Here is a 21,862-nt window from a genome sequence, read left to right as displayed (position 1 = left end):
GCGGCCGAGCGGGCGCCCGACCGCGCCGCCCGGCCCTTCCTCCGGGCGGCGACGGCAGGCGGACGGCAGGCGGATGCGAGGGGGACGGCGGGCCCTACGCGCCCGGTGCTCGGCGCCACTTCTCGTGGACGGTGACCGTACGGATCAGCCAGCCCGGTTCGGCGCGTTGCAGCTCGAAGGTGTAGCGGCCGCCGGTCACGAAGTCGGGCGTGGCGATCCCGGCCCGCCCGGAGTCCGCCCCGCCCGCCGGGTCCGTGTCCGGGCCGCCCGCCGCCTTCCGGTCCAGGCACATCGGATTGAGGTAGTCGGCCCGCACCTCGGCCCGGTCGCCCGTGTAGCCGCCCAGATCCTCCAGGTCGATCCGGCGGTTGACGATCAGGTGCTGGCGTACGGGGAAGAGCCGCATCGTCTCCGCCAGCCACCGGGCGATCTCGTCGGCCGGGCCCTCCACGCCGCCCGCGCCCCGGTAGTCCGCGCGGCCGTCCGGGGTGAACAGGGCGCCGTAGTCCGACCAGGCCCCGTCGTCGACGGCCACCGCGTACCCGGTGATCACCGCATCGATGGCAAGCCGGTCCATCACGGTCGCGAGCGCCACACGCTGAGTCATTGGTCAAGTCTCGGTCAAGCCGCCCGCCAGGCCAAGGGGCCTGCGCCGACGGGACGCGGGCGCGGGGCGACTCGGCAGGGTACGGGGGAGCGGCTCAGCAGGGCACCACGGCGACCGGTCCCAGCGCGTGCGTGACCGTCGTCTGCGCCACCGGGGACAGTCCGAGCCCCAGCGACTCGCCGCCCTTGCGACGCCCGATCACCGTCAGGGCCGCCGTCGCCGACGCGGTCACCAGGGTGCGCGAGGCGGAACCGTTGACCGGCTCGCGGACGATCTCCACCTGCGGGTACTTCTCGTGCCAGCCCGAGGTCAGCTCGGCCAGGGTGCGGGCCGCCGAGCCCGCCGCCTCCGCCCGGTCCAGGACGGGTCCGCCCGCGAGCATCGAGGAGAACATCGTCCAGCCGTGCACGATCCGCAGCCGGGCGCCGGGCCGGGAGGCCGCGGTGGCGAAGGCGAACTCCAGGACCGCCTCGCTGCTCTCGTCGGCGGCCACCCCCGCCACGATGTCGGTGAACGCCCCCGCGTCCCCGGCCCGGTCCTCGTCACCCTCCGGGCGGTCCTCCTGCACGACGACGACGGGACAGCTCGCCATCGACGCGGTGGCGAGGCTGTTGGAACCGATCATCAGCGAGCGGAAGCCGCCCAGCCCGCGCGATCCGACCACGATCATCGACGCGTCCCGGGACAGCGAGACCAGGGCCGCCGACGGGAAGTCCAGCGGGGCCAGCGTCGAGGGCCGCAGCTCCGGGGCGATGAGCGCGCTCCGGCGTACGCAGTCGGCGAGGAGCGTCTCCGCCTCGCGCCGTCCGGTCTCCTCGTCGACCTGCCGGGTGATCGGGCGGACGTGGACGATCAGGAGAGGCAGCCCGCGCCGCACGGCTTCGCGGGTGGCCCAGTCGAGCGCCTGCCGGCTGTGCGTGGATCCGTCGACGGCGGCGATCACGGGAAGATCGTTGGTGGTCATGTCTCCGAGCGTACGTCGCCGGGCGGACGGCCTCGCGGCGTGGTGGCGGGCCGTCGCCTCCCGGCCGAGCCGGTCGTGTCGTCAGCCGTGCCGGCGGTGACGGCCGTCGTCGTATCAGTCGTGGTTGTGGGTGGAGGAGGTGTCCTCCGGGGGCGCGCTGCGCCCGCCGTCGCTGCCGCTCGCCACGACGGCGACCAGGACGGCCAGGACCGCCACCACCGCGAGCCGGCCGCCCAGCCGCAGGGCCCAGCCGGTGCGGGCCCCGGCGGTCGCTCCGGGCCGCGCGGGCAGCTTCTCGGAACGGCGGGCGGGCCGCATCAGCCGCAGGAGCAGCAGCGCGGCGATCGGCAGCTGGAGCAGCCAGACGCTGGTGCGGAACCAGCCGTCGTACCAGACGTTGGTCCCGTACAGCAGGGTGTGCCAGACGCTGAGGACGTAGACGACGATCACGCAGCGGTGCAGTACGCGCCAGGTCTTGGGGCCGATGCGATGGCGTACGTAGAAGAGCAGGCCGAGCGGGATCGCGAGATACAGGGCCGCCTGGCCGATGGGCATGGCGATCCGCCCGGTCCCCGAGTCGTAGCCGCCGGGGACGAAGGCCTCCACGAAGGCGGTGGCCACCGCGGAGTTCCAGGACGCCGTGTCGTGCCGGACCAGTTCGGCCCCGAACAGCAGGGCGTGGGCCACGATCAGGGAGATGCTGTTGAGGCTGGTGGTGCGGTGCAGCCGTTCCAGCCGGGGGCCCGACAGCGGCAGCCGGCCCGGCCGGGGCCCGGACAGCAGCAGCCCGAGGATGACGGTCCCCCACGCCCAGAGCAGGGCGGACCATCCGAACGCCTGGCTGAGGAAGTACATCCAGAAGCCGCCCGCGTCGGCCATGAACGGCATCACGGTGACGGTGGAGGAGGTCTTGTTGCGGATGCGTAGGTAGAGCAGGACGAAGATCGCCGCAGTGATGAGGAGCGCCACCAGACCGTCGGGCCACGAGGCCCGCAGGTCGGAGCGGAGTGTCGGACGTTTCGGCTCGCCCGGCGAACGGGGTGCGGGTACCCGGCCGTCGTCGGGTGCGGCCGCGCCGGCGGTGGGCGCCTCGGTGGCCGCTTCCGGTTCGGGGGTGGGGGGCTGGTTCGTCATGCGGCCTCTTCGGTGCGGGGCATCGGCTGGCGGGGGCGGATGCGGCGGCCCCGGGCCACGAGGCGTACGCAGACGCGTTGTTGGAGCAGTCGGGCGTGAGGGCGGGAAAGTTCCCGACACCTTGTTGTGACATGGATCACACCATGGGGCTGGTGGGGCAAACGAGGCGAACTCCCGTTGTTTCGGCATCTGGTGCTCTTCTCTCCCGGGCGGGTGCGGCTGGCACGATGGCTGCCATGGGAGCCGGAACCGCACTCCGACTCGGACGCACCGCGCTGTTCGCGCTGGTGTGCGTCGCCGTGTCCGGACTCGGTCACGCGCTGATGTCCGGCGCGCCCCTGCCCCTGCTCGTCCAGGCCGTCGCCCTGCTGCCGGTGTGCGCGGCGGGCTGGTGGCTCGCCGCGCGGGAGCGGAGCGCTCCGGTGACCGTCGCGGCCCATGTCCTGGGCCAGTTGGGGTTGCACGCCTTCTTCGCCGACGCGGGATCCTGGCTGCCGCCCGGCTCCGGCGCGCACCATGCGGGCGCGGGGCATCATGCGTCGGGCGCGATGAGCCACTCCGCGCACGAGGTCCCGATCGGCGGTTCGTCAGACCTGATGGGGCTTCTGGCGGCCTTCGACGGCACGGTGTTCACCCTCGGCATGGCCGCCGCCCACGCGATGGCCGGGCTGATCTGCGGCTGGTGGCTGTGGCGCGGCGAGGTCGCCCTCGCCCGGCTGGGCCGCTGCCTGGTGCTGTTCGTCCGGGCCCCGCTGCGGACGGCCTGGCGCCTGTGGTCCGCGGCGCCGCCCGCCCCGGCGCCGCCCGCCCGGCGACGTACCCGCCGCCGGCCCGGCCGCCGCCCCCAGGGCCTGCCGGCCCCGCACGCCCTCTCCCGGCGCGGGCCACCGCTCTCCCTCCGCTTCCTCTGACCTCCATCCGCCCTCCGGCCTCTGTGCGCCGGAGGCGGTACGGGTGTGCGCCCGCGCACACCCGTGACAGGCATGCCGGTTCTCCGGGCCGCCCCCAGCGGCGCCCGGGACCGGTCACCGGAGCCGGGCGACCGCTGCCGCGGCTCCGCAAGGACGCGAAGGACCGCTGTGACACTTCCTGCCCCCGCACGACCGGCCACCGCGCCACCGGCCCCGGTGCCACCGGCATCCGCTCGACCGGCCGCGCTGCGTGCACCCGTACGCCCCGCCGCGCCTCCGGCCACTCCGGCGCCGAGCGCTGTCGCCGTACGCCCGCCCACCGCCTCCGTACCACCGGCCGCGGCACCACCGGCCTCCGCGCCGTCCGTCCGGGCGCCCGTCACCAGGCCGCCGGTCCTTCGGGTGTCCGTGACCCGCCCGCCCGGCCCCCGGGTGCCGGCCGCCCGGCAGAACGACGGGCAGATCACCGACTGGGCGCTGGCCGCGGGCGGCGGGGACCGGGAGGCCGCCGACCGCTTCGTCCGGGCGACCTACGAGGACGTCCGCAGGTTCGTCGCGTACCTCAGCGCCGACGTCCCCGGGGCCGACGACCTGGCCCAGGAGACCTACCTCCGGGCGATGAGCGGGCTGGCCCGGTTCGCGGGGCGCTCCTGCGCCCGGACCTGGCTGATGTCGATCGCGCGGCGCGTCGTCATCGACCGGCACCGCGCCGCCGCCGTACGTCCCCGGACCGCCGACACCGCGGACTGGCAGACCGCCGCGGAACGCGCCCAGCCCCGCCATCTGCCCGGGTTCGAGGAGTCCGCCGCGGTGCTGGACGCCCTGCGGCGGCTGGACCCGGCGCGCCGCCAGGCCTTCGTCCTCACCCAACTGCTGGGCGCGTCCTACGAGGAGGCGGCGGCCGCCGCGGGCTGCCCGATCGGCACGGTGCGCTCCCGTGTGGCGCGCGCCCGCCGCGAACTCGCCGGGCAGTGGCGCGCGGAACCCGTCGAACCCGCGCCCGACGCGGCCTAGTCGGCGTCCGCCCGGGATCCTTCGGGGTCCCGGGCGGTACGGCCCCGTGCCTCCGCCCCCGGCCGACGGCGGAGCAGGAACACCGGCCGACGGCGGACCAGGAACACGGGCCGGCGGAGCAGGAACACCGGCAGCAGCAGGCACTGGAGGCAGACCGCCGCCCAGAACCCCCGCGCCGAGCCCGCCGCCTCCGCCGCCCCGTACAGCTGACCGCCCACCACCCCGCTGGCGAACGCGCCGATGCCCGCCGCCAGCCGCTGCCGCCCGAACACGCTCGCCGGGGCGGCGGTCGAACGGGCCAGCGCCTCCAGGTCGTTCTTGAGGAAGAGCACGATCTCGCCGAGACACAGCAGCGCCCCGCCCACCGCGATGCCCGCGTGCCCTCCGACGCCGATCGCCGCCATGCCCGCCGCCATCGCACCGAAGCCCCACCGCAGCGCGGCCGGGTAGCTCAGTGCGGCGACCCGTTCCGCCAGCAACGGCTGGGCGACGACGAGGAGGGCCGCGTACCCCGTCAGGACGGCCCCGTAGAAGGCGGCGGACGTCCGGGGGACCGCGTACAGCGCCAGATAGTGCTGGAAGAACATGAACGCGTACACGCTCAGCACGGTCACCACGAACGGCGAAGGCCCCGGGCGCGGTGCGTCGGAAACCCGGTCCGGGGCGGCGGCCCGTGCTTCCCCGCCCCGGTCCGCCGCCGCGCGCGGCAGCAGCGCGTGCCCGGCCCCGACGAGCGCGAACAGCACGGTGACGCAGGAGAACAGCACCCCGGGGGAGCCCATGACGAGCGGCGCGGCGGCAGGCGGGCCCAGCGCCATCCCCGCGTTGAACGCCGAACCGCTCGCCGACAGCAGCCGGGGCCGGGCGGCCTCGGACGCCCCGTCCACCAGATACGCCTTGTTCGCCGGGAGATACAGTGCCGCGCCCGCCGACACCAGCAGCAGCGCCCCGACGGCCAGGACCGGACTGGTCAGCCCGGGGACGAACGCGGCGAAGCCCGCCGTACGCAGCGCCAGCGCCAGCAGCATCGCGCGCCGCAGCCCGATCCGCCCGGTCACCGGCCCGGCGACCACACCTCCGGCGAACTGGATCAGCGAGGCGACGGCCAGCACGAATCCGACCGTGCCGAGCCCGAGGCCGAGCCGTTGGTGCAGCAGCACCGACATGTAGGGCAGCACGGCGAAGCTGCCCAGCGTGATCAGGAACGAGCCCGCCAGCAGGAACCGCTGGGGACCGGAGAACGGCTGCCGTACACGCGACCCGGGGGACGCCTCCGCGTGCAGCGGCCTCACCGCCCCGGGCTCACGCCGTGCCGACGGCCACGACCGGGCGGACCCGGACGGCCGCGCTCCACGCCCGGTGCTGGGCCAGCTCCGCCGTCGGCGCCTCGGCCAGCACCATGCCCGTACAGCCCCGCTGGTCGCCGACGTGGAGCACGCTCTCGCCGGGTTCGCGGACCGGGAACCACTCCACCGCCCCGGGGAACGCCCCGAGTTCGTCGAGGCCGAGCCAGCCCTTCAGCACCCCGGGCCGTTCCGCGTACACCAGCACGAAGCCGTACGCGGGTCCTCCGGCGTCCAGCGCTGCGTCCAGCAGGCCCGGGCGGCGGCCGAGCGCCTCGTCCATCATGGCCGTGTACACATTGGTCCGCAGCGTCCGGCACAGCACCTCGCCGACCAGCGCGCCGCCGATCCTGCGGTTGATCTCCACCAGCTCCGGGCCCCCTGCCGTCAGGATGAACTCCACATGGGCGAAGCCCCGTTCATGCCCGGCCACCGCCAGGACCCGGCCCACCCACGCCTCGATCCCGGCCCGCTCCTCCTCCGGCAGCGCCACCGGGAAGGCCGCCGCCTCCTCCCGTACGACCGCTGCCCGGGACGTCTGGCGGCTCAGCACCCCGAGCAGCCGGGTCGTCCCGTCCCAGCTGAGGGTCTCCGCGCTGTACAGCGGACCGGCCAGGAACGCCTCGGCGAACAGCGCGCCGGTCAGGCTCTGTTGCCCGGCCTCCGCCAGCGCCCGGTGCAGGGCCTCCTCGTCGTGCACGATCCACACATGGCGGGAGGAGGTGCCCGCCGAGTCCTTCAGGACCGCGGGCAGCCCCACTGCCCGCAGCACCTCCCCGGCGCCTTCGGGACCCGGCGGGACGGCTACGGCCGTGCTTCGGCTCAGCCCGTGCGCGTGCAGCGTCTCCCGGACCCGGCGCTTGTCGCGCAGCAGCCGTACGGCTTCCGGATCCGGCCCCGGAAGCCCGAGCCCGGCGGCCAGCTCGGCGGCCGGCAGGCTCCAGGTGTCCGTCGTGTTGATCAGCCCGGCCAGGTCCGGCACGGCGGTCAGCGCCCGGCGGACGGCCTCCTGGTCCCAGGTGTCGACGTCCACGACGTCCAGCGCGTCCGGCGGCAGCACCGCCAACTCGTGCCGGTAGACCGCACGGTCGCCGGTCAGCAGGCACAGCCGGTGCCCCGCCTGCGCGGCGGCCTCCGCCATCCGCCCCAGGCCGAAGGACAGGGACTCCAGTGCGGCGATCGTCATGGCAGCATCTCCACGGTCGTTACGGGGGAGGGGACTTCGCCCTCGACGGTTCTGGCGGGCTCGACGGATCCGGCGGCCTCGGTGGTCCTGGCGGCCTCCGGAGCGGCGCGCCCCGCCCATTCCATCACCGACCACGGCGGCCGCAGTTCGGCCGTCGACGCGATGGTCCGGGGCCGCAGACCGGCCGGGTCCAGGGCCTCGGCGTGCCGGGCGAACACCCGCTCCGCGTACCGGTGTCCGGTGTCGGCGCCCAGCACCAGATGCAGCCGGCCCGGGTCACGGGCCGCCTCCCAGGACGCCGTCAGATGCGCCGCTCCGGTGGACAGGCCCGCGAACACCGCGTGTTCCCGCAGCAGTCCGACCGCACCGGCCATCGCATGGCGGAAGTCCAGCCAGTGGACGGTGTCGTACAGCTCGTGGCGGACGTTCCCGAACGGGATCGAGCTGCCGATGCCCGCGATGATCGCCTCCGGGTCCTCGAACCGCTCGCTCCCGAAGGTCACACTGCCGAACGGCTGGATGCCCACCAGCCGCACCGACCGCCCCGACTCCCGCAGCGCGCGGGCCAGTCCACCGGTCGAGGCACCCGTGCCGACCGCGCCGACCACGGTCAGCGGACCCTCCGGCAGCGCCCCGGTCAGCAGCTCCGCGAACTCCCGGTAGCCCTCGTGGTGAACCCCGTCGTGGTACTGCCGCATCCAGTGGAAGTCCGGCCGCTCGGCCAGCAGCCGGCGCACGTGGCGCACCCGCAGCTCCTGGTCCAGGCGCAGGCTCTGCGAGGGCGGCATCGCGTCGACCGTCGCGCCGAGGATCTCCAACTGGGCCCGCATGGTGGCGTCCACGGTGGTGGAGGCCACGATGTGGCAGCGCAGCCCGTAGCGGTGGCAGGCCATGGCGAGCGCCAGCGCGTAGATCCCGCTGGAGCTGTCGACCAGGGTCTGCCCGGGCACCACCCGGCCCCGGCGCAGCAGCGAACGGACCGCGCCGAGCGCCGCGTACACCTTCATCGTCTCGAAGCGGGCGAGGACGACGTCGCCGCTCAGCCGGATCAGGTCCGGGGTCTTCACCGCGTCGGTGATGTGCTCGTGGACGGTCGCGGCGGCGGGACGCGGCGGTCGGGTGCCGTGCTCGGCGGTACGCGGACGGGCGTCCGCACCGGCCCTCACTTGCGCCGCCCGCGCACGATGAGCCGGTCCGAGCGCTGGTCGTAGCCGGACGCGTCGAACCCGCCGAAGCACTCCACGTCGGTGAAGCCCGCGCTCTCGAAGAGGGCGTGCAGCTCGGCCGCCGAGTAGAGCCAGGAGGTGATGGACGCGGTCCGCGCCGAGGTGCCGCGCACCAGCGTCCAGTCCGTGCGCAGCCGACGCCAGCTGTCAAGGACGGTGTCGCGCTGGACGACGTACGCGCCGTCGGGCAGGTCGACCGCCTTCGGCCGCCCGATCCAGCCCGCCAGCACCTCCTTGCCCATCACGTCCACCAGGAGCTGCCCGCCCGGCGCGAGGCTCTCGTACGCGTTGCGCAGCACCTGGAGGTTGTCCTCGGCCTCGTCGAAGTAGCCGAACGACGTGAAGACGTTCAGCACCACGTCGAAGGCGCCCGGATCTTGGTACGTGAGCATGTCGGCGCGCTCCAGCCGGACGGCGGCGCCCGCCGCCTCGCAGGCGGCACGGGCGCTCTCCAGCATGGAGGGCGACAGATCGACCCCGGTCACCTCGTACCCGCGCCCGGCCAGCGGCACCACGAAGAGGCCGGGCCCGCAGCACAGGTCCAGGACTCTGGTGCCCGGTGGGAAGTCCAGCAGCGGGGAGGAGGCGACCAGGGCGGCGGCGGACTCGGCCCGGGCCGGCGGGAACATCGTCGGGGCGAAATCGGACCAGAGCGCGTCGTCCTCGTACCAGTGCATGCCTCGCGGCCTCCTCCCGGGCCCGGAGGCCCCCTGGGTGTGCTGCTGCGTCGCCCCGGCAGCCGTGTCGGGTCACCGGCCGCCGCTTCCGTCACCGGGCGGGCCTCCCGCACCCGGCGTCTCTCCAGTAGTCGGTGGCCCCGGCAGGGAAGTTCCCGCACGATCACGGACGGTCGGCGCGAAGGCCCCACCGGAGGCCGTCGGCGCGATCACGGCCCGCCACCTGCCGCAAGCCTCACCGGAGGCCTCCGGCCGCTGTGCAGGCGACGTAACCGGTGTCGTTCGCCCGGTGACATCCCCGGGTAACGGGCCCTTCCTAGATTCGGGGGTGACCGCCGCCCGCCCCGCGTCCTTCCAGGTACGCCCGCCCCCGAAGGGCCCCCATGACCGTGCCGACCCCGCCGCCGGACGCTCCCGCCACCGACCGGGTGCGCACGGTCTGCTCGTACTGCGGTGTCGGCTGCGGGATCGTCCTCGACATCGCCACCGGCCCCGACGGCCGCCGCACCGTCGTGAAGGCCTCGGGCGACAAGGAGCACCCGTCGAACGCCGGCCGGCTCTGCACCAAGGGCGCCACCGGCGCCGACCTCCTCGCCGCGCCCGGCCGGCTGACCACCGCCCTGGCCCGCCCCGACCGCAGCGAGCAGCCCGCCCCGCTCGCCCGGGACGCCGCCATCGCGGAGACCGCGCGCCGGCTGCGGTCCGTGCTGGACACCCACGGCCCCGACGCGGTGGCCCTCTACGTCTCCGGCCAGATGAGCCTGGAGGCGCAGTACCTCGCCAACAAGCTGGCCAAGGGCTTCATCGGGACCAACACCATCGAGTCCAACTCCCGGCTCTGCATGGCGAGCGCGGGCAGCGGCTACAAGCTGTCGCTCGGCGCGGACGGGCCTCCCGGCTCCTACGAGGACTTCGCGCACGCCGACGTCTTCCTCGTCACCGGCGCCAACATGGCCGACTGCCACCCGATCCTCTTCCTGCGGATGATGGAGCGGGTCAAGGCGGGCGCGAAACTGATCGTCGTCGACCCCCGGCGCAACGCCACCGCCGCCAAGGCGGATCTGTACCTCCGGATCCGGCCCGGCACCGACCTGGCCCTCCTCAACGGGCTGCTGCACCTCCTCGTCGAGAACGGCCACACGGACCCCGCGTTCATCGCCGAGCACACCGGGGGCTGGGAGGAGATGCCCGCCTTCCTCCGCGACTATCCGCCCGCCGCGGTCGCGGAGATCACCGGTATCCCGGAGGACGACATCCGGCAGGCGGCCCGCTGGATCGGCGAGGCCGGTGACTGGATGAGCTGCTGGACGATGGGCCTCAACCAGTCCACCCACGGCACCTGGAACACCAACGCGATCGTCAACCTGCACCTGGCGACCGGGGCGATCTGCCGTCCCGGCAGCGGCCCGTTCTCGCTCACCGGCCAGCCCAACGCCATGGGCGGCCGCGAGATGGGCTACATGGGCCCGGGACTGCCCGGCCAGCGATCGGTCCTCGTCGACGAGGACCGCGCCTTCACCGAGGAGTTGTGGGGCGTCGAGCCCGGCACGCTGCGCCCGGACGGCTCGGGCAGCGGCACCGTCGACATGTTCCGGCGCATGGCCGAGGGGGAGATCAAGGCCTGCTGGATCATCTGCACCAACCCGGTCGCCTCGGTCGCCAACCGCCGGACCGTCATCGAGGGGCTGGAAGCCGCCGAATTCGTCGTCACCCAGGACGTGTTCGCCGACACCGAGACCAACGCGTACGCCGATGTCGTCCTGCCCGCCGCGCTCTGGGCCGAGTCCGAGGGCGTGATGATCAACTCGGAGCGCACCCTCACCCTCTCCCGCCGCGCCACCGACCCGCCGGGCGAGGCTTGGCCGGACTGGCGGATCATCGCGGCGGTGGCCTGCGCCATGGGGTACGAGGACGCCTTCGGCTACACGAGTGCCGAGGAGATCTTCGCGGAGATCACCCGGGCCTGGAACCCGCGCACCGGCTACGACCTGCGCGGCGTGACGTACGAGCGGCTGCGCGAAACGCCGGTCCAGTGGCCGAGCGCGGACATCGACGGACCGGCCCGCAACCCCGTCCGCTACCTCAACGACGGCGTCAGCCAGGAGCTGACCGTACGACCCGACGGAACGGTCCCGAGGCTTGCCTTCCCCCTGCCCGACGGCCGGGCCGTCTTCCACGCGCGCCCGCATCTGCCGCCGGCCGAAATGCCCGACGGGGACTTCCCGTTCGTCCTCAACACCGGCCGTCTCCAGCACCAGTGGCACACCCTGACCAAGACCGCGAAGATCGCCAAGCTGAACCGGCTGGACCCCGGCCCGTTCGTGGAGATCCACCCGGACGACGCGGCGGCCCTGGGCATCGGCGAGAACGACGGCGTCGAGGTCGCCTCGCGGCGGGGCCGCGCGGTGCTCCCGGCGCGGATCACGGACCGGGTCCGGGCGGGGGAGTGCTTCGCCCCGTTCCACTGGAACGACCTGTTCGGCGAGTACCTCGGCGTGAACGCCGTGACCAACGACGCGGTCGACCCGATCTCGTTCCAGCCGGAGTTCAAGGTGTGCGCGGTCCGGCTGGCGAAGGTCGCGGCACCGGCGGTCACCGCGGAAGGCATGCCGGACACCTCGGATCTCGCAGGCACCTCAGGTCCCGCACGCACCTCGGAACTGGTGGACGCCTTGGGGCTCGCCGACACCACCCCGCCCGTCCTCGGCGACGCGGAACGCCGCTATCTGGCCGGCTTCCTGGCGGGCATCGGCGCCCGCCCCGACGGCACCCCGGTGCTTCCGGCAGGAGCCCCGTTCGCCCCGGACCACGCGCTGTGGGTCAACGGCATGCTGGCCGGCGCCTACTCCCGGCTCCCGGAGTCCTCGGGGCCCGGGACCGCGCCCGCACCGCCGGAGAGCGCCCCGGCGGAACAGGGCGGCCGCCCGGTCGTCGTGCTGTGGGCCTCGCAGACCGGAAACGCCGAGGAGGTCGCGGCGACGGCCGCCCGGACACTCGCGGACGAGGGATACCGCACCACGCTCCTCGGCATGGACGACGGAACCCCGGACGCCCTGCCGAGCCCGGCCGACATCCTCGTCGTCACCAGCACCTTCGGCGACGGCGACGCCCCCGACAACGGCTCCGGCTTCTGGGAGTCGCTGAACGCCCCCGTGACCCCGCGCCTGGAGGGCATCCGCTACGCCGTCCTCGCGCTCGGCGACTCCTCGTACGACGACTTCTGCGGCCACGGCCGCCGCCTGGACGAACGCTTCGGCGAACTCGGCGCGGAGCGGCTGGTCCCGCGCACCGACTGCGAACCGGAGTACGAGCAGCCCTTCGGCCAGTGGCTCAAGGAGGTCCGGGCGGCACTGGAGACGACGACACCGGAAGGAACGAAGGCGCCGGAAGCCGAGCCGACGCCGACACCGAGAGCGGCTGCGGCACCGGCGCCACCGGCAGAGAAGCAGCCCGCCCGCCCCTCCAGGGCCGCGCCCGTCACCGCCCTCCTTACCGGGAACCGCCTCCTCAGCCTGCCCGGCGCCACGAAGGAGGTCCGCGCCTTCACGATCGACACGCGGCACGCCGACACGCCCCTGACGTACACGGCCGGCGACGCCCTCGGCGTACAGCCCCTCAACTCCCCGGATCTGGTCGCCGAATGGCTCGCCGCGACCGGACTCGACCCCGCCGCCGAGGTGGACGTACCCGGGCACGGACCGGTGCCCTTCGGTGAAGCCCTCCACCGCCACTTCGACATCGCCCGCATCACCCCGGACCTGCTGCGCCTGGTCGCCGACCACACGGGGGACCGGACACTGAAGAAGCTGCTGCGCCCCGACAACAAGGGCGAGAGGGACCGGTGGGCGTGGGGGCGGCAGGCCGTCGACGTCCTGGCCGAGCATCCGGTACGGGCCACCGCCGCGGCCTGGGCGGAGGTGCTGGGACCGCTCCGGCCCCGCCTGTACTCCATCGCCTCCAGCCCGCTCGTGGACCCGCACCGGATGCGGCTGACCGTCTCCGTGATCCGTTACGAGGGCCACCGCGGCCGGATACGCAAGGGCGTCGCCTCGACCTTCCTCGCCGACGCCGAACCGGACAGCCCCGTCCCGGTGTTCGTCCAGCGCAACGACCGCTTCCGCCCGCCCGCCGACCCGGCCACACCGATGATCATGGTGGGGCCCGGTACCGGAGTCGCCCCGTTCCTGGGCTTCCTGGAGGAACGCCGGGCGCTCGGACACTCCGGCTCCAACTGGCTGTTCTTCGGTGAGCAGCACCGCGCCACGGACTTCTACTACCGCGAGGAACTCGACGCGATGAGCCGCTCGGGCACCCTCACCCGGCTCGACACCGCCTTCTCCCGCGACCAGCGCGCCAAGGTCTACGTCCAGGACCGGATGCGCGAACACGGAGCCCAGCTCTGGTCCTGGCTCCGGGACGGCGCGCACCTCTACGTCTGCGGCGACGCCTCCCGTATGGCCAAGGACGTCGACCGGGCCCTGCGCGACATCGCCGTCGCCCATGGCGGCCTCGACCCCGACGCCGCGACCGCCCAGGTGAAACAACTAACCTCGGACCGCAGATACGTACGGGACGTGTACTGACGGACTGACCGAGGGAGTACGGGGATGGCCTGGGCGGACGTACCGGTGGACACCGGATCACCGGCGGCGGGCGCGGTCCTGCTGATCGGCATCCCCGGCAGCGGCAAGAGCACGGTGGCCGCGGCCCTCGCCGCCCGGTTCGCCGCCTCCGCCCACATCGAGGTGGACGCCCTCCAGGAACTCATCGTCTCCGGCGGCCGCTGGCCCTCGCCCGAGCGGGACGAGGAGGCGGACCGGCAGATCTTCCTCCGGGCCCGCAACGCCTGCCTGCTGGCGGACAGTTTCGCCGCCGCGGGCTTCCTCCCGGTCATCGACGACGTCGTCGTACGCCGCGCCCACCTCGACTTCTACCGCTCGACGCTCACCGGCGGACCGCTGCACTGCGTCGTCCTGGCCCCGGGCGCGGCGAAGGCCCAGGAACGCAACCTCGCCCGGGACAAGACGCTGACGACGGACTGGTCCCCGCTGGACGCGGCGATGCGCACCGAACTGGCCGACGAGAAGATCTGGATCGACAATGCGCGGCTGACGGTGGCCGAAACGGTCGACGCGGTCCTGTCCGCCACCGGGCTGACGCCTCGGCAGCCCTGACGCCCCAGGCGTTGTCAGACCCCCGCCGTACGGTGATGACATCTATCCGCGCTGCTGGCTGCTGCGCTGCTGGATCGCCCCGCCCGGCTGCTCCCGGGCGGGGCATGCGCAGCAGTGCCCCACCACCTTCCGGTCAGCGGGGCCTGGGCCCGTGTCAGCTCAGGACACGTCGCCGCGGACGCTGTCGCCGAGGAGTCCGTCGGTGTACGTCACGTACTTGGCGTCGAACGTGCCCTTGCCGGTGACGGTTCCGGTGACATTCTCGCCCGGAGCGAGTTTCACAGCGTCCAACTGGTCCTCGGCGACGCCGAGTTCCGCCGTGTGCTTGCTGCCGTCGGTGCCGGTGATGGTCACGTACAGCGGGTTCACGTCGATGTCGTTCTTGCTGTTGTTCGTGATGGTGACCTGGACGCTGGTGTAGTCGTCACCCTGGGCGAGGACGCTCTTCTCGAACGCGATCGCCTTCGCGGTGACGGTGACGGGAGCCTTCTCGGCCGACTCCTCTTCCTTCTTCTCTTCCTTGGGCTCATCCTTCTTGGTCTCGCCCTGGCTGGCGGCCGGCTTGGTGGTCGACGACTCGTTGCCGTCGTCTCCGCCACTGGCGACCGCGGCGATCACGGCGATGAGAACGATCAGGCCGACGATCCCGAGACACCCGAAGCCGACGATCTTCCCGGTCTTCCTTTTCTGCGCCGGGGGCGGCTGCTGCCCCCATCCGGGCTGCTGCGGCTGCTGGTTCGACATGTGCCCCCCTGTGCGGTTCGTGGAGGCATGAACGTAACGAGCCGCGGGCAGCCAAAGGGGCCGATTGCCTTAGAAGTGTGGGAGATGTGACCGAAAGGTGGAGGAAGTGTCGAACCCTCGTCATTCTCTCGAACTGGACACCGGATTCTCAGGTGCGTGCGTCTGTCGGGTCAGCCCGCCGACTCACCCGCGTGCGGGCTCAGCGCGCCGGACCAGATCAGCGCGAAGATGACGATGCCGAGCAGGATGCGGTAGATCACGAACGGCATGAAGCTCTTGGTGGTGATGAACTTCATGAACCACGCGATGACGGCGTATCCGACGAAGAAGGCCACCAGCGTGGCGAAGATCGTCGGGCCCCAGGACACATGCCCCTCGCCCACGTCCTTGAGTTCGTAGGCGCCCGAGGCCAGCACCGCGGGGATCGCCAGCAGGAACGAGTAGCGGGCCGCCGACTCGCGGGTGTAGCCCATCAGCAGGCCACCGCTGATCGTCGCGCCCGAGCGGGAGACGCCGGGGATCAGCGCCATCGCCTGGCAGAAACCGTAGATCAGACCGTCCCTGACCCCCAGGTCCTTGAGCGTCTTGCGCTCCTTCACCACGCGGTGCCTGCCGCCCGTCTCGTCCCGTGCGGCCAGCCGGTCCGCGATGCCCAGGACGATGCCCATGACGATCAGGGTCGTCGCGATCAGCCGCAGGTCGCGGAACGGGCCCTCGATCTGATCCTTGAGCGTGAGGCCCAGCACCCCGATGGGGATCGAGCCGACGATGACCAGCCAGCCCATCTGGGCGTCGTGATCGCCGCGCATCGTACGGTCCGTCAGCGAGCGGAACCAGGCGGACAGGATGCGCGCGATGTCCTTGCGGAAGTAGATGAGCACCGCCGCCTCGGTGCCGATCTGGGTGATCGCGGTGAACGCCGCCCCCGGGTCGTGCCAGCCGGCGAACGCGGCGGTCAGCCGCAGGTGGGCGCTGGAGGAGATCGGCAGGAACTCGGTCAGTCCCTGAACAAGTCCCAGGACGAATGATTCGAACCAGCTCATGGGGCTTAGGCCATCCCGGAGGTGATCGTGCATCGGCCGCGGGCGGCTGGGCCCGCCGGCTGCGTGCAAAGTGCGGAGTGCGGTCAAGGACATCGAGGTCGCGGGCAGCGTATCTCCTGAAGGTGAACGCCAGGATGACCGCATCCGTCTTCCACGTGCCGCCGTACGCTCAGTCCCGCGGAGCGCTCCGGCCCAGCCGGTGGCGTTTGCGCCAGGCGACCAGCGCGCCGCCCAGACCCGACAGCACGATGAAGCCCATGGCGGCCAGGAACGCCGGCGAGGTCGGCGAAGCGGCCTCGCTGCCGGCTATCACGTACGCCGCCGTGTTCGGGATCGACCCGAGCCCGGTCGCCAGGAGGAACGGCGGAGCGCCCATCCGGGAGGTCGCCGCACAGTAGTTGGCGGCGGCGAACGGGACGCCGGGGAAGAGCCGCAGCGCCAGGACGGACCGGAAGCCGTGCCGGCTCAGCACCCCGTCCGCGGCGGTGAGCAGCTTTCCGCGCAGCAGCGTCCGCAGCGCGTCCTGGCCCAGCACCCGGCCCAGCATGAACGACACGCCCGCGCCCAGCACCGTGCCCGCCAGCGCCGCCGCGAGACCCGTCTGCGCGCCGAACAGCGCACCCGCGGCGATGTTGAGCAGCGGGCGCGGCACGAACGCCACCGTCAGCGCCCCGTACGCGAGCCCGAAGAGCACCGCGGCCGCGCCCCCGGTCAGCTGGGGCGGCCAGCCCGACGCCAGCAGCCGCTGTGGTTCGAACAGCAGCATCGTCGACGCGGCCCCGAGCAGGACCACCACGAGCAGCGAGAACCGGGACCACGGCGACAACAGCGCCCGGGAGAGGCGCAGGGCCGAACCGGCGGGCCGGGCGGCGGGAGCGGGGTCGAACATTCGGGGAGAGTAACCGAAAACGCCATGTGATCGCCGTAATGTGCGTCCCGTGAACCCCGCCGCCGACACCCCCGTCCCGCCGGACAGCGCCCTCGCCGACACCGTCCTGGAGCGCCTCGTCGCCGTCTACGCCCCGGCCGCCGACCCCGTACGGGCCGAAGGCGCCGCCGCGTACATGAAGCGGGTCGCGCCCTTCCTCGGGATCCCGACGCCCGAGCGCCGGGCCCTGTCACGGACCGTGCTGGCAGGCGTCGGGCGGCCGGACGAGCGGGACTGCACGGCGATCGCGCTGCGCTGCTGGCGGCTGCCGGAGCGGGAGTACCAGTACTTCGCCGCCGACTATCTGCGCCGGTACGTGGGCCGCTGCGGCTCCGGCTTCCTGCCCGTCCTGCACCACCTCGTCACCACCGTCCCCTGGTGGGACACGGTCGACGTGCTCGCCGCGCATGTCGCGGGGCCCCTGGTCACCGCCGACCCGACGCTCGCCCGGGCCATGGACCGGTGGATCGACGACCCCAGCCTCTGGGCCGCCCGGACCGCGCTCCTGCACCAGCTGCGCTACAAGGAAGCCACCGACGCCGACCGGCTCTTCGGCTACTGCCTGCGCCGCGCGGACCACCCCGACTTCTTCATCCGCAAGGCGATCGGCTGGGCGCTGCGCGAATACGCCAAGACCGATCCCGCCGCCGTACGCGACTTCGTCGACGGCGCGCGGCCCCGGCTGTCGCCGCTCTCGGTGCGCGAGGCGCTCAAGAACCTCTGAGAGCCGCCCGGAAAACCATTCGACGCGACCGCCGCGCCCGGCCATGATCAGGGGCATGTTCCGGTACGCCTTCCTCGCAGCGCAGTCCGCAGTCGCGGACGCGCCGAAGGCTGCCGTGAACGACGCGGCCCTCGCGGCCGCCTTCTCCGCGGAAGCAGCAGCGTGCACCGCTGCCGCAGCGCCCATCGGCGGCGCCCGAAGCTGACCCTCCCCCGACAGTCCGGCGGACCCCGCAAGGGGAGGGTCGGCGGGGCCCTGGGGTCTTCAATCCTTTCTCAGCTTCGAGTTCTCCGAAGGAACGAGCCATGTCCAAGACGGCTTACGTGCGCACCAAGCCGCACCTCAACATCGGCACCATGGGCCACGTCGACCACGGCAAGACCACCCTGACCGCCGCCATCACCAAGGTCCTCAGCGAGCGCGGCGGCGGCTCCACCTCCTACGTGTCCTTCGACCGGATCGACCGGGCCCCCGAGGAGGCCCAGCGCGGCATCACCATCAACATCGCCCACGTCGAGTACGAGACCGACACCCGCCACTACGCGCACGTGGACATGCCCGGACACGCCGACTACATCAAGAACATGGTCACGGGCGCGGCGCAGCTCGACGGGGCGATCCTCGTCGTCTCCGCGCTCGACGGGATCATGCCGCAGACCGCCGAGCACGTCCTGCTGGCCCGTCAAGTGGGCGTCGACCACATCGTCGTCGCCCTCAACAAGGCCGACGCGGGCGACCCCGAGCTGACCGACCTGGTCGAGCTGGAGGTCCGCGAGCTGCTCTCCGCGCACGGGTACGGCGGCGACACCGTCCCCGTGGTCCGGGTCTCCGGGCTCAAGGCGCTGGAGGGCGACCCACGGTGGACGGCGGCCATCGAAGGGCTGCTGGACGCCGTCGACACGTACGTACCGATTCCGGTGCGCTACACCGACGCGCCGTTCCTGCTGTCCGTCGAGAACGTCCTGACCATCACCGGCCGGGGCACCGTCGTCACCGGCGCGGTCGAGCGCGGCACCGTCCGCGTCGGCGACCGGGTCGCGGTGCTGGGCGCGGACATCGAGACGGTCGTCACCGGCCTGGAGACCTTCGGCAAGCCGATGGAGTCCGCCGAGGCCGGGGACAACGTGGCGCTGCTGCTGCGCGGGGTGGAGCGCGACCGGGTCCGCCGCGGCGATGTCGTGGCCGCGCCGGGCAGCGTCACGCCCAGCCGCCGGTTCACCGCGCAGGTGTACGTGCTGTCGACGAAGGAGGGCGGCCGGTCGACCCCGGTCGCCACCGGCTACCGGCCGCAGTTCTACATCCGTACGGCGGACGTCGTCGGCGATGTCGACCTCGGCGAGGCGGCCGTCGCGCGCCCCGGCGACACGGTCACCATGACCGTGGAGCTGGGCCGTGACGTACCGCTGGAGTCGGGTCTCGGCTTCGCGATCCGCGAGGGCGGTCGCACGGTCGGCGCGGGCACGGTCACCGAGCTGCTCTGAGCTCCACCGCGGCCCGTCACCCCTCGTCCGGGGTGGCGGGCCGCACCGCGGGGCAGGCGACAATGGAGAGGTGAACGAGCCGATACCCGTCATCCGCGAGGTCGACTGCGGCACCGCCCGGCTGCTGCCCGACGTGGACCGCGACCGGGCCTGGCTGCTCACGGTCGACGACGCGCCCCAGTCCTATGTGGACCTCGACGACCCGTCCTACCTGGAGTTCGAGTACGTACGGAGGCTCGCCCACGTCGTGGACGGTGCGGCGGAGCCGGGCGCGCCCCTGGACGTCCTGCACCTCGGCGGCGGGGCGCTGACCCTGCCCCGCTATGTGGCGGTGACCCGCCCCGGCTCACGGCAGGACGTCGTGGAGGCGGACCGCGAACTGCTGCGGCTGGTCCGGGAGCATCTGCCGCTGCCCGACGGGAGCGGTATCTCCCTGCACGCGGCCGACGCCCGGCAACGGCTGGAGGCGACGGCCCCCGCCTCCGTCGATCTGCTGATCGCGGACGTCTTCGGCGGCTCGCGGGTTCCGGCGCACCTGACCTCCGTCGAGTACGCGCGGGCCGCCGGCCGGGCGCTGCGCGAGGACGGCGTCTACGCGGCCAACCTGGCCGACAGCGCGCCCTTCGCCTTCCTCCGCTCCCAGCTGGCGAACTTCGCCGCGGTCTTCCCGGAACTCGCGCTGATCGGGGAACCGGCGGTGCTGCGCGGGCGGCGCTTCGGCAATGTCGTGCTGCTCGCCTCGTACGCGCCGATCGATGTGGCCCCGCTCGTCCGCGGCTGCGCCGCCGACGCGTTTCCGGCCCGGGTCACCCACGGTGCGGCGCTGACCCGGTTCCTCGGCGGGGCCCGCCCGGTGGCGGACGCGGACGCGGTCGCCTCGCCCGAACCGCCCGACGGGGCCTTCAGCGTCGGCTGAGGGCCCCGTCGGGCGGGCGGGTCGATGCGGCCAGGTGAACGGGACGCGGGGCGGATCAGCCCGTGGGATCACCCGCGAGGCGGACCGTGCTCAGGATCTTCTGGATGGTCGTGTCCGGGAGCTCGTCCTTGACGCCGGCGGCGGCGTAGAGGACCCAGGTCGAGAAGTCGCCCTTGGAGTTCTTGAAGGAGAAGGCGATCGACTTGCCGTCGCTGTCGCACTTGTCCTTGTTGGCCAGCTCCAGGGCGGTGGCCTGCACGACGCTGCCGGAGAGACCCGACTCGGTGGTGAAGGGCTTGGCCTTGCCGATCTTGACCTTGGACTTCGGGTCGAGCTGGGCGTAGGCGGCCCACACCCAGTTGGCGGCCTCGTTCGTCGCGGCCTCGTCGGTGCTCTTGGCGCCCTGGGCGCCCTTCGTCCCGACGCCGGCGAGCCCGGTGTCCTCCTGGCTGCCGTCGCCGTCGGAGTCGTCGACGCACCACTTGCTCTTGTAGTAGGCGGGCGCGGAGAAGCCGGCGACCGGCGGGCCGTCGGGCTTCTTGGCGTCCTCGAACCCGGAGAAGGTTCCCGAGCTCGCGACCTCCCAGTCACCGGGAACGTCGAACTGCGTGCCCCACTTGGGGTTGGTGACGACCTTCCAGCCCGGAATGACCGGCTTGGGGTCGCTTGCGGAGCCGCGCGGGTTGTCCGCGGGCGGCGCGGAGTCGGTGGCCGATTCGCTGGGCTTGGCGCTCGGCGACGCGGACTTCTTGTCGTCGGCGACGTTCTTGCTGCCCTCGTCGTCCTTGCCGAGCACGAGGAAACCGGTGACGCCCGCCGCGATCACGACCGCGGTCGCCGCGACGATCGCCACGATCGTCGTCTTCTTCTTGTCGTCGCCGGGCTTCGGTGCGCCGGGCGGAGTCGTGACGGCGTACTGCGGCACGGTCGGCTGCTGATAGGGATTGGGCTGCTGATAGCCCGGCTGCCCGCCGGGCGGCGGGCCCTGCGGGTACCCGTAGCCCTCGGTGGGCTGCCCCGGCTGGCCCTGCGGCGGATATCCCGGTTGCTGATAGGGATTCGGCTGCTGGTACCCCGGCTGCTGGTACGGGTTCTGATTCTGGTCCTGCGGGTTCTGCTCGCCCCCGGGCGGCTGCGTTCCTGGCCACATGGCCAGTAACCATAGATGGGCTGTGCGCCCACTTCTACGGCCGCCCTGTCCCAGAGCCGTCACAAGGGGATGGCCAAACGGTTCTACTGGTGAGTAACCTTCGGGCATGAGCGCTGAACAGATGACCGTGGGCGAGATGCTCGTCGCGACGGTTCCGATGGCCCGGACCCTCAACCTCGAATTCCTGGAGACCACCCCGGAGCGCGCCGTCGTCCGGCTGCCCGACCAGGCGGACTACCACAATCACGTCGGCGGACCCCACGCCGGAGCGATGTTCACGCTCGCCGAGTCCGCCAGCGGCGCGATCGTCATCGCCGCCTTCGGCGACCAGATGTCGCGCGCCGTGCCGCTCGCCGTGAAGGCCGAGATCGGCTACAAGAAGCTCGCCATGGGCGAGGTCACGGCGACCGCGACCCTCGGCCGCCCCATCGCCGACGTCGTCGCCGAACTGGACGCCGGGCAGCGGCCGGAATTCCCCGTCGGCATCGAGATCACCCGCGCCGACGGTGCGGTCACCGGCGAGATGACCGTCGTGTGGACCCTGCGCCCCAACGGCTGACCGCCGCCGTACACAAGCGGAACCGGGCCGCCGCACCTCCTCGAACGGGAGGTGCGGCGGCCCGGTTGCGTCATCTGCCGG

The 21,862-nt window shown here is 73.0% G+C and carries 19 protein-coding genes; 8 read left to right on the top strand and 11 right to left on the bottom strand.

Annotation, left to right across the window (positions count from 1 at the left end; genetic code table 11):
- Positions 1-94: 94 nt before the first annotated feature.
- From ACSMXR_RS03755 to ACSMXR_RS03745, 3 genes are all read right to left on the bottom strand, one after another.
- The gene (locus ACSMXR_RS03755) at positions 95-607 is read right to left on the bottom strand and encodes a nuclear transport factor 2 family protein (protein WP_473171230.1); all 513 of its coding nucleotides are present in this window, start codon (positions 605-607) and stop codon (positions 95-97) included.
- A gap of 94 nt (positions 608-701) precedes the next feature.
- Positions 702-1,571 (bottom strand): universal stress protein, encoded by an 870-nt coding sequence (locus ACSMXR_RS03750; protein WP_137231395.1) that lies wholly within the window; start codon positions 1,569-1,571, stop codon positions 702-704.
- Between the two features lie 114 nt (positions 1,572-1,685).
- Positions 1,686-2,705 (bottom strand): ferric reductase-like transmembrane domain-containing protein, encoded by a 1,020-nt coding sequence (locus tag ACSMXR_RS03745; RefSeq protein WP_473171229.1) that lies wholly within the window; start codon positions 2,703-2,705, stop codon positions 1,686-1,688.
- A 236-nt stretch (positions 2,706-2,941) separates the two neighbouring features.
- On the opposite strand from ACSMXR_RS03745, the gene ACSMXR_RS03740 reads away from it, so the two are divergent.
- Entirely contained in the window at positions 2,942-3,616 is a 675-nt protein-coding gene (locus ACSMXR_RS03740) for a hypothetical protein (protein ID WP_473171228.1), read from the top strand.
- A 402-nt stretch (positions 3,617-4,018) separates the two neighbouring features.
- On the top strand, positions 4,019-4,630 hold the full coding sequence (locus tag ACSMXR_RS03735) for a sigma-70 family RNA polymerase sigma factor (protein ID WP_137231398.1): 612 nt from the start codon (positions 4,019-4,021) through the stop codon (positions 4,628-4,630).
- Here the strand turns inward: ACSMXR_RS03735 and ACSMXR_RS03730 are convergent.
- Genes ACSMXR_RS03730 through ACSMXR_RS03715 form a run of 4 tightly spaced genes read right to left on the bottom strand, consistent with a single transcriptional unit; the run spans position 4,627 to position 9,062 of the window.
- On the bottom strand, positions 4,627-5,922 hold the full coding sequence (locus ACSMXR_RS03730; RefSeq protein WP_473171227.1) for an MFS transporter: 1,296 nt from the start codon (positions 5,920-5,922) through the stop codon (positions 4,627-4,629). The two genes, ACSMXR_RS03735 and ACSMXR_RS03730, sit on opposite strands and share 4 nt — an antisense overlap.
- A gap of 10 nt (positions 5,923-5,932) precedes the next feature.
- Entirely contained in the window at positions 5,933-7,159 is a 1,227-nt protein-coding gene (locus ACSMXR_RS03725) for an ATP-grasp domain-containing protein (RefSeq protein ID WP_473171226.1), read from the bottom strand.
- Positions 7,156-8,325 carry a pyridoxal-phosphate dependent enzyme gene (locus ACSMXR_RS03720; protein ID WP_473171225.1) on the bottom strand — a complete coding sequence of 390 codons (1,170 nt, stop codon included), beginning with the start codon at positions 8,323-8,325 and terminating at the stop codon, positions 7,156-7,158. The genes ACSMXR_RS03725 and ACSMXR_RS03720 overlap by 4 nt, the downstream gene beginning before the upstream one ends.
- Positions 8,322-9,062 carry a class I SAM-dependent methyltransferase gene (locus ACSMXR_RS03715; protein ID WP_473171224.1) on the bottom strand — a complete coding sequence of 247 codons (741 nt, stop codon included), beginning with the start codon at positions 9,060-9,062 and terminating at the stop codon, positions 8,322-8,324. Before ACSMXR_RS03715 ends, ACSMXR_RS03720 begins: the two co-directional genes overlap by 4 nt.
- Positions 9,063-9,445: 383 nt before the next feature.
- Here ACSMXR_RS03715 and ACSMXR_RS03710 point away from each other — a divergent pair, with 383 nt between their 5' ends.
- Positions 9,446-13,645, top strand: coding sequence for a molybdopterin-dependent oxidoreductase (locus tag ACSMXR_RS03710; RefSeq protein WP_473171223.1), 4,200 nt, complete (start codon positions 9,446-9,448; stop codon positions 13,643-13,645).
- A 24-nt stretch (positions 13,646-13,669) separates the two neighbouring features.
- Positions 13,670-14,236, top strand: coding sequence for an AAA family ATPase (locus tag ACSMXR_RS03705; RefSeq protein ID WP_137231404.1), 567 nt, complete (start codon positions 13,670-13,672; stop codon positions 14,234-14,236).
- A gap of 159 nt (positions 14,237-14,395) precedes the next feature.
- On the opposite strand, the gene ACSMXR_RS03700 is transcribed toward ACSMXR_RS03705, so the two are convergent.
- From ACSMXR_RS03700 to ACSMXR_RS03690, 3 genes are all read right to left on the bottom strand, one after another.
- The gene (locus ACSMXR_RS03700) at positions 14,396-14,980 is read right to left on the bottom strand and encodes a DUF4352 domain-containing protein (RefSeq protein ID WP_473171222.1); all 585 of its coding nucleotides are present in this window, start codon (positions 14,978-14,980) and stop codon (positions 14,396-14,398) included.
- Positions 14,981-15,150: 170 nt separating this feature from the next.
- On the bottom strand, positions 15,151-16,023 hold the full coding sequence (locus ACSMXR_RS03695; RefSeq protein WP_137231406.1) for an undecaprenyl-diphosphate phosphatase: 873 nt from the start codon (positions 16,021-16,023) through the stop codon (positions 15,151-15,153).
- Positions 16,024-16,192: 169 nt separating this feature from the next.
- Entirely contained in the window at positions 16,193-16,912 is a 720-nt protein-coding gene (locus ACSMXR_RS03690; protein ID WP_137231407.1) for a TVP38/TMEM64 family protein, read from the bottom strand.
- 49 nt (positions 16,913-16,961) lie between these two features.
- On the opposite strand from ACSMXR_RS03690, the gene ACSMXR_RS03685 reads away from it, so the two are divergent.
- The 3 genes from ACSMXR_RS03685 to ACSMXR_RS03675 all read left to right on the top strand — a co-directional run bounded on the left by ACSMXR_RS03685 (position 16,962) and on the right by ACSMXR_RS03675 (position 20,072).
- Entirely contained in the window at positions 16,962-17,675 is a 714-nt protein-coding gene (locus tag ACSMXR_RS03685) for a DNA alkylation repair protein (RefSeq protein WP_473171221.1), read from the top strand.
- Between the two features lie 305 nt (positions 17,676-17,980).
- Positions 17,981-19,156, top strand: coding sequence for an elongation factor Tu (gene tuf, locus ACSMXR_RS03680; protein ID WP_473171220.1), 1,176 nt, complete (start codon positions 17,981-17,983; stop codon positions 19,154-19,156).
- Positions 19,157-19,226: 70 nt separating this feature from the next.
- The gene (locus tag ACSMXR_RS03675; RefSeq protein ID WP_137231410.1) at positions 19,227-20,072 is read left to right on the top strand and encodes a spermidine synthase; all 846 of its coding nucleotides are present in this window, start codon (positions 19,227-19,229) and stop codon (positions 20,070-20,072) included.
- Between the two features lie 55 nt (positions 20,073-20,127).
- On the opposite strand, the gene ACSMXR_RS03670 is transcribed toward ACSMXR_RS03675, so the two are convergent.
- The gene (locus ACSMXR_RS03670) at positions 20,128-21,222 is read right to left on the bottom strand and encodes a DUF8017 domain-containing protein (RefSeq protein WP_137231411.1); all 1,095 of its coding nucleotides are present in this window, start codon (positions 21,220-21,222) and stop codon (positions 20,128-20,130) included.
- 121 nt (positions 21,223-21,343) lie between these two features.
- Between ACSMXR_RS03670 and ACSMXR_RS03665 the strand changes: the two genes are divergently transcribed.
- Entirely contained in the window at positions 21,344-21,781 is a 438-nt protein-coding gene (locus tag ACSMXR_RS03665; RefSeq protein WP_364886313.1) for a DUF4442 domain-containing protein, read from the top strand.
- Positions 21,782-21,862 lie beyond the last annotated feature (81 nt).

Source organism: Streptomyces sp. DSM 106670, assembly GCF_055792845.1.
This window is presented reverse-complemented; position numbering and strand designations above follow the sequence as displayed.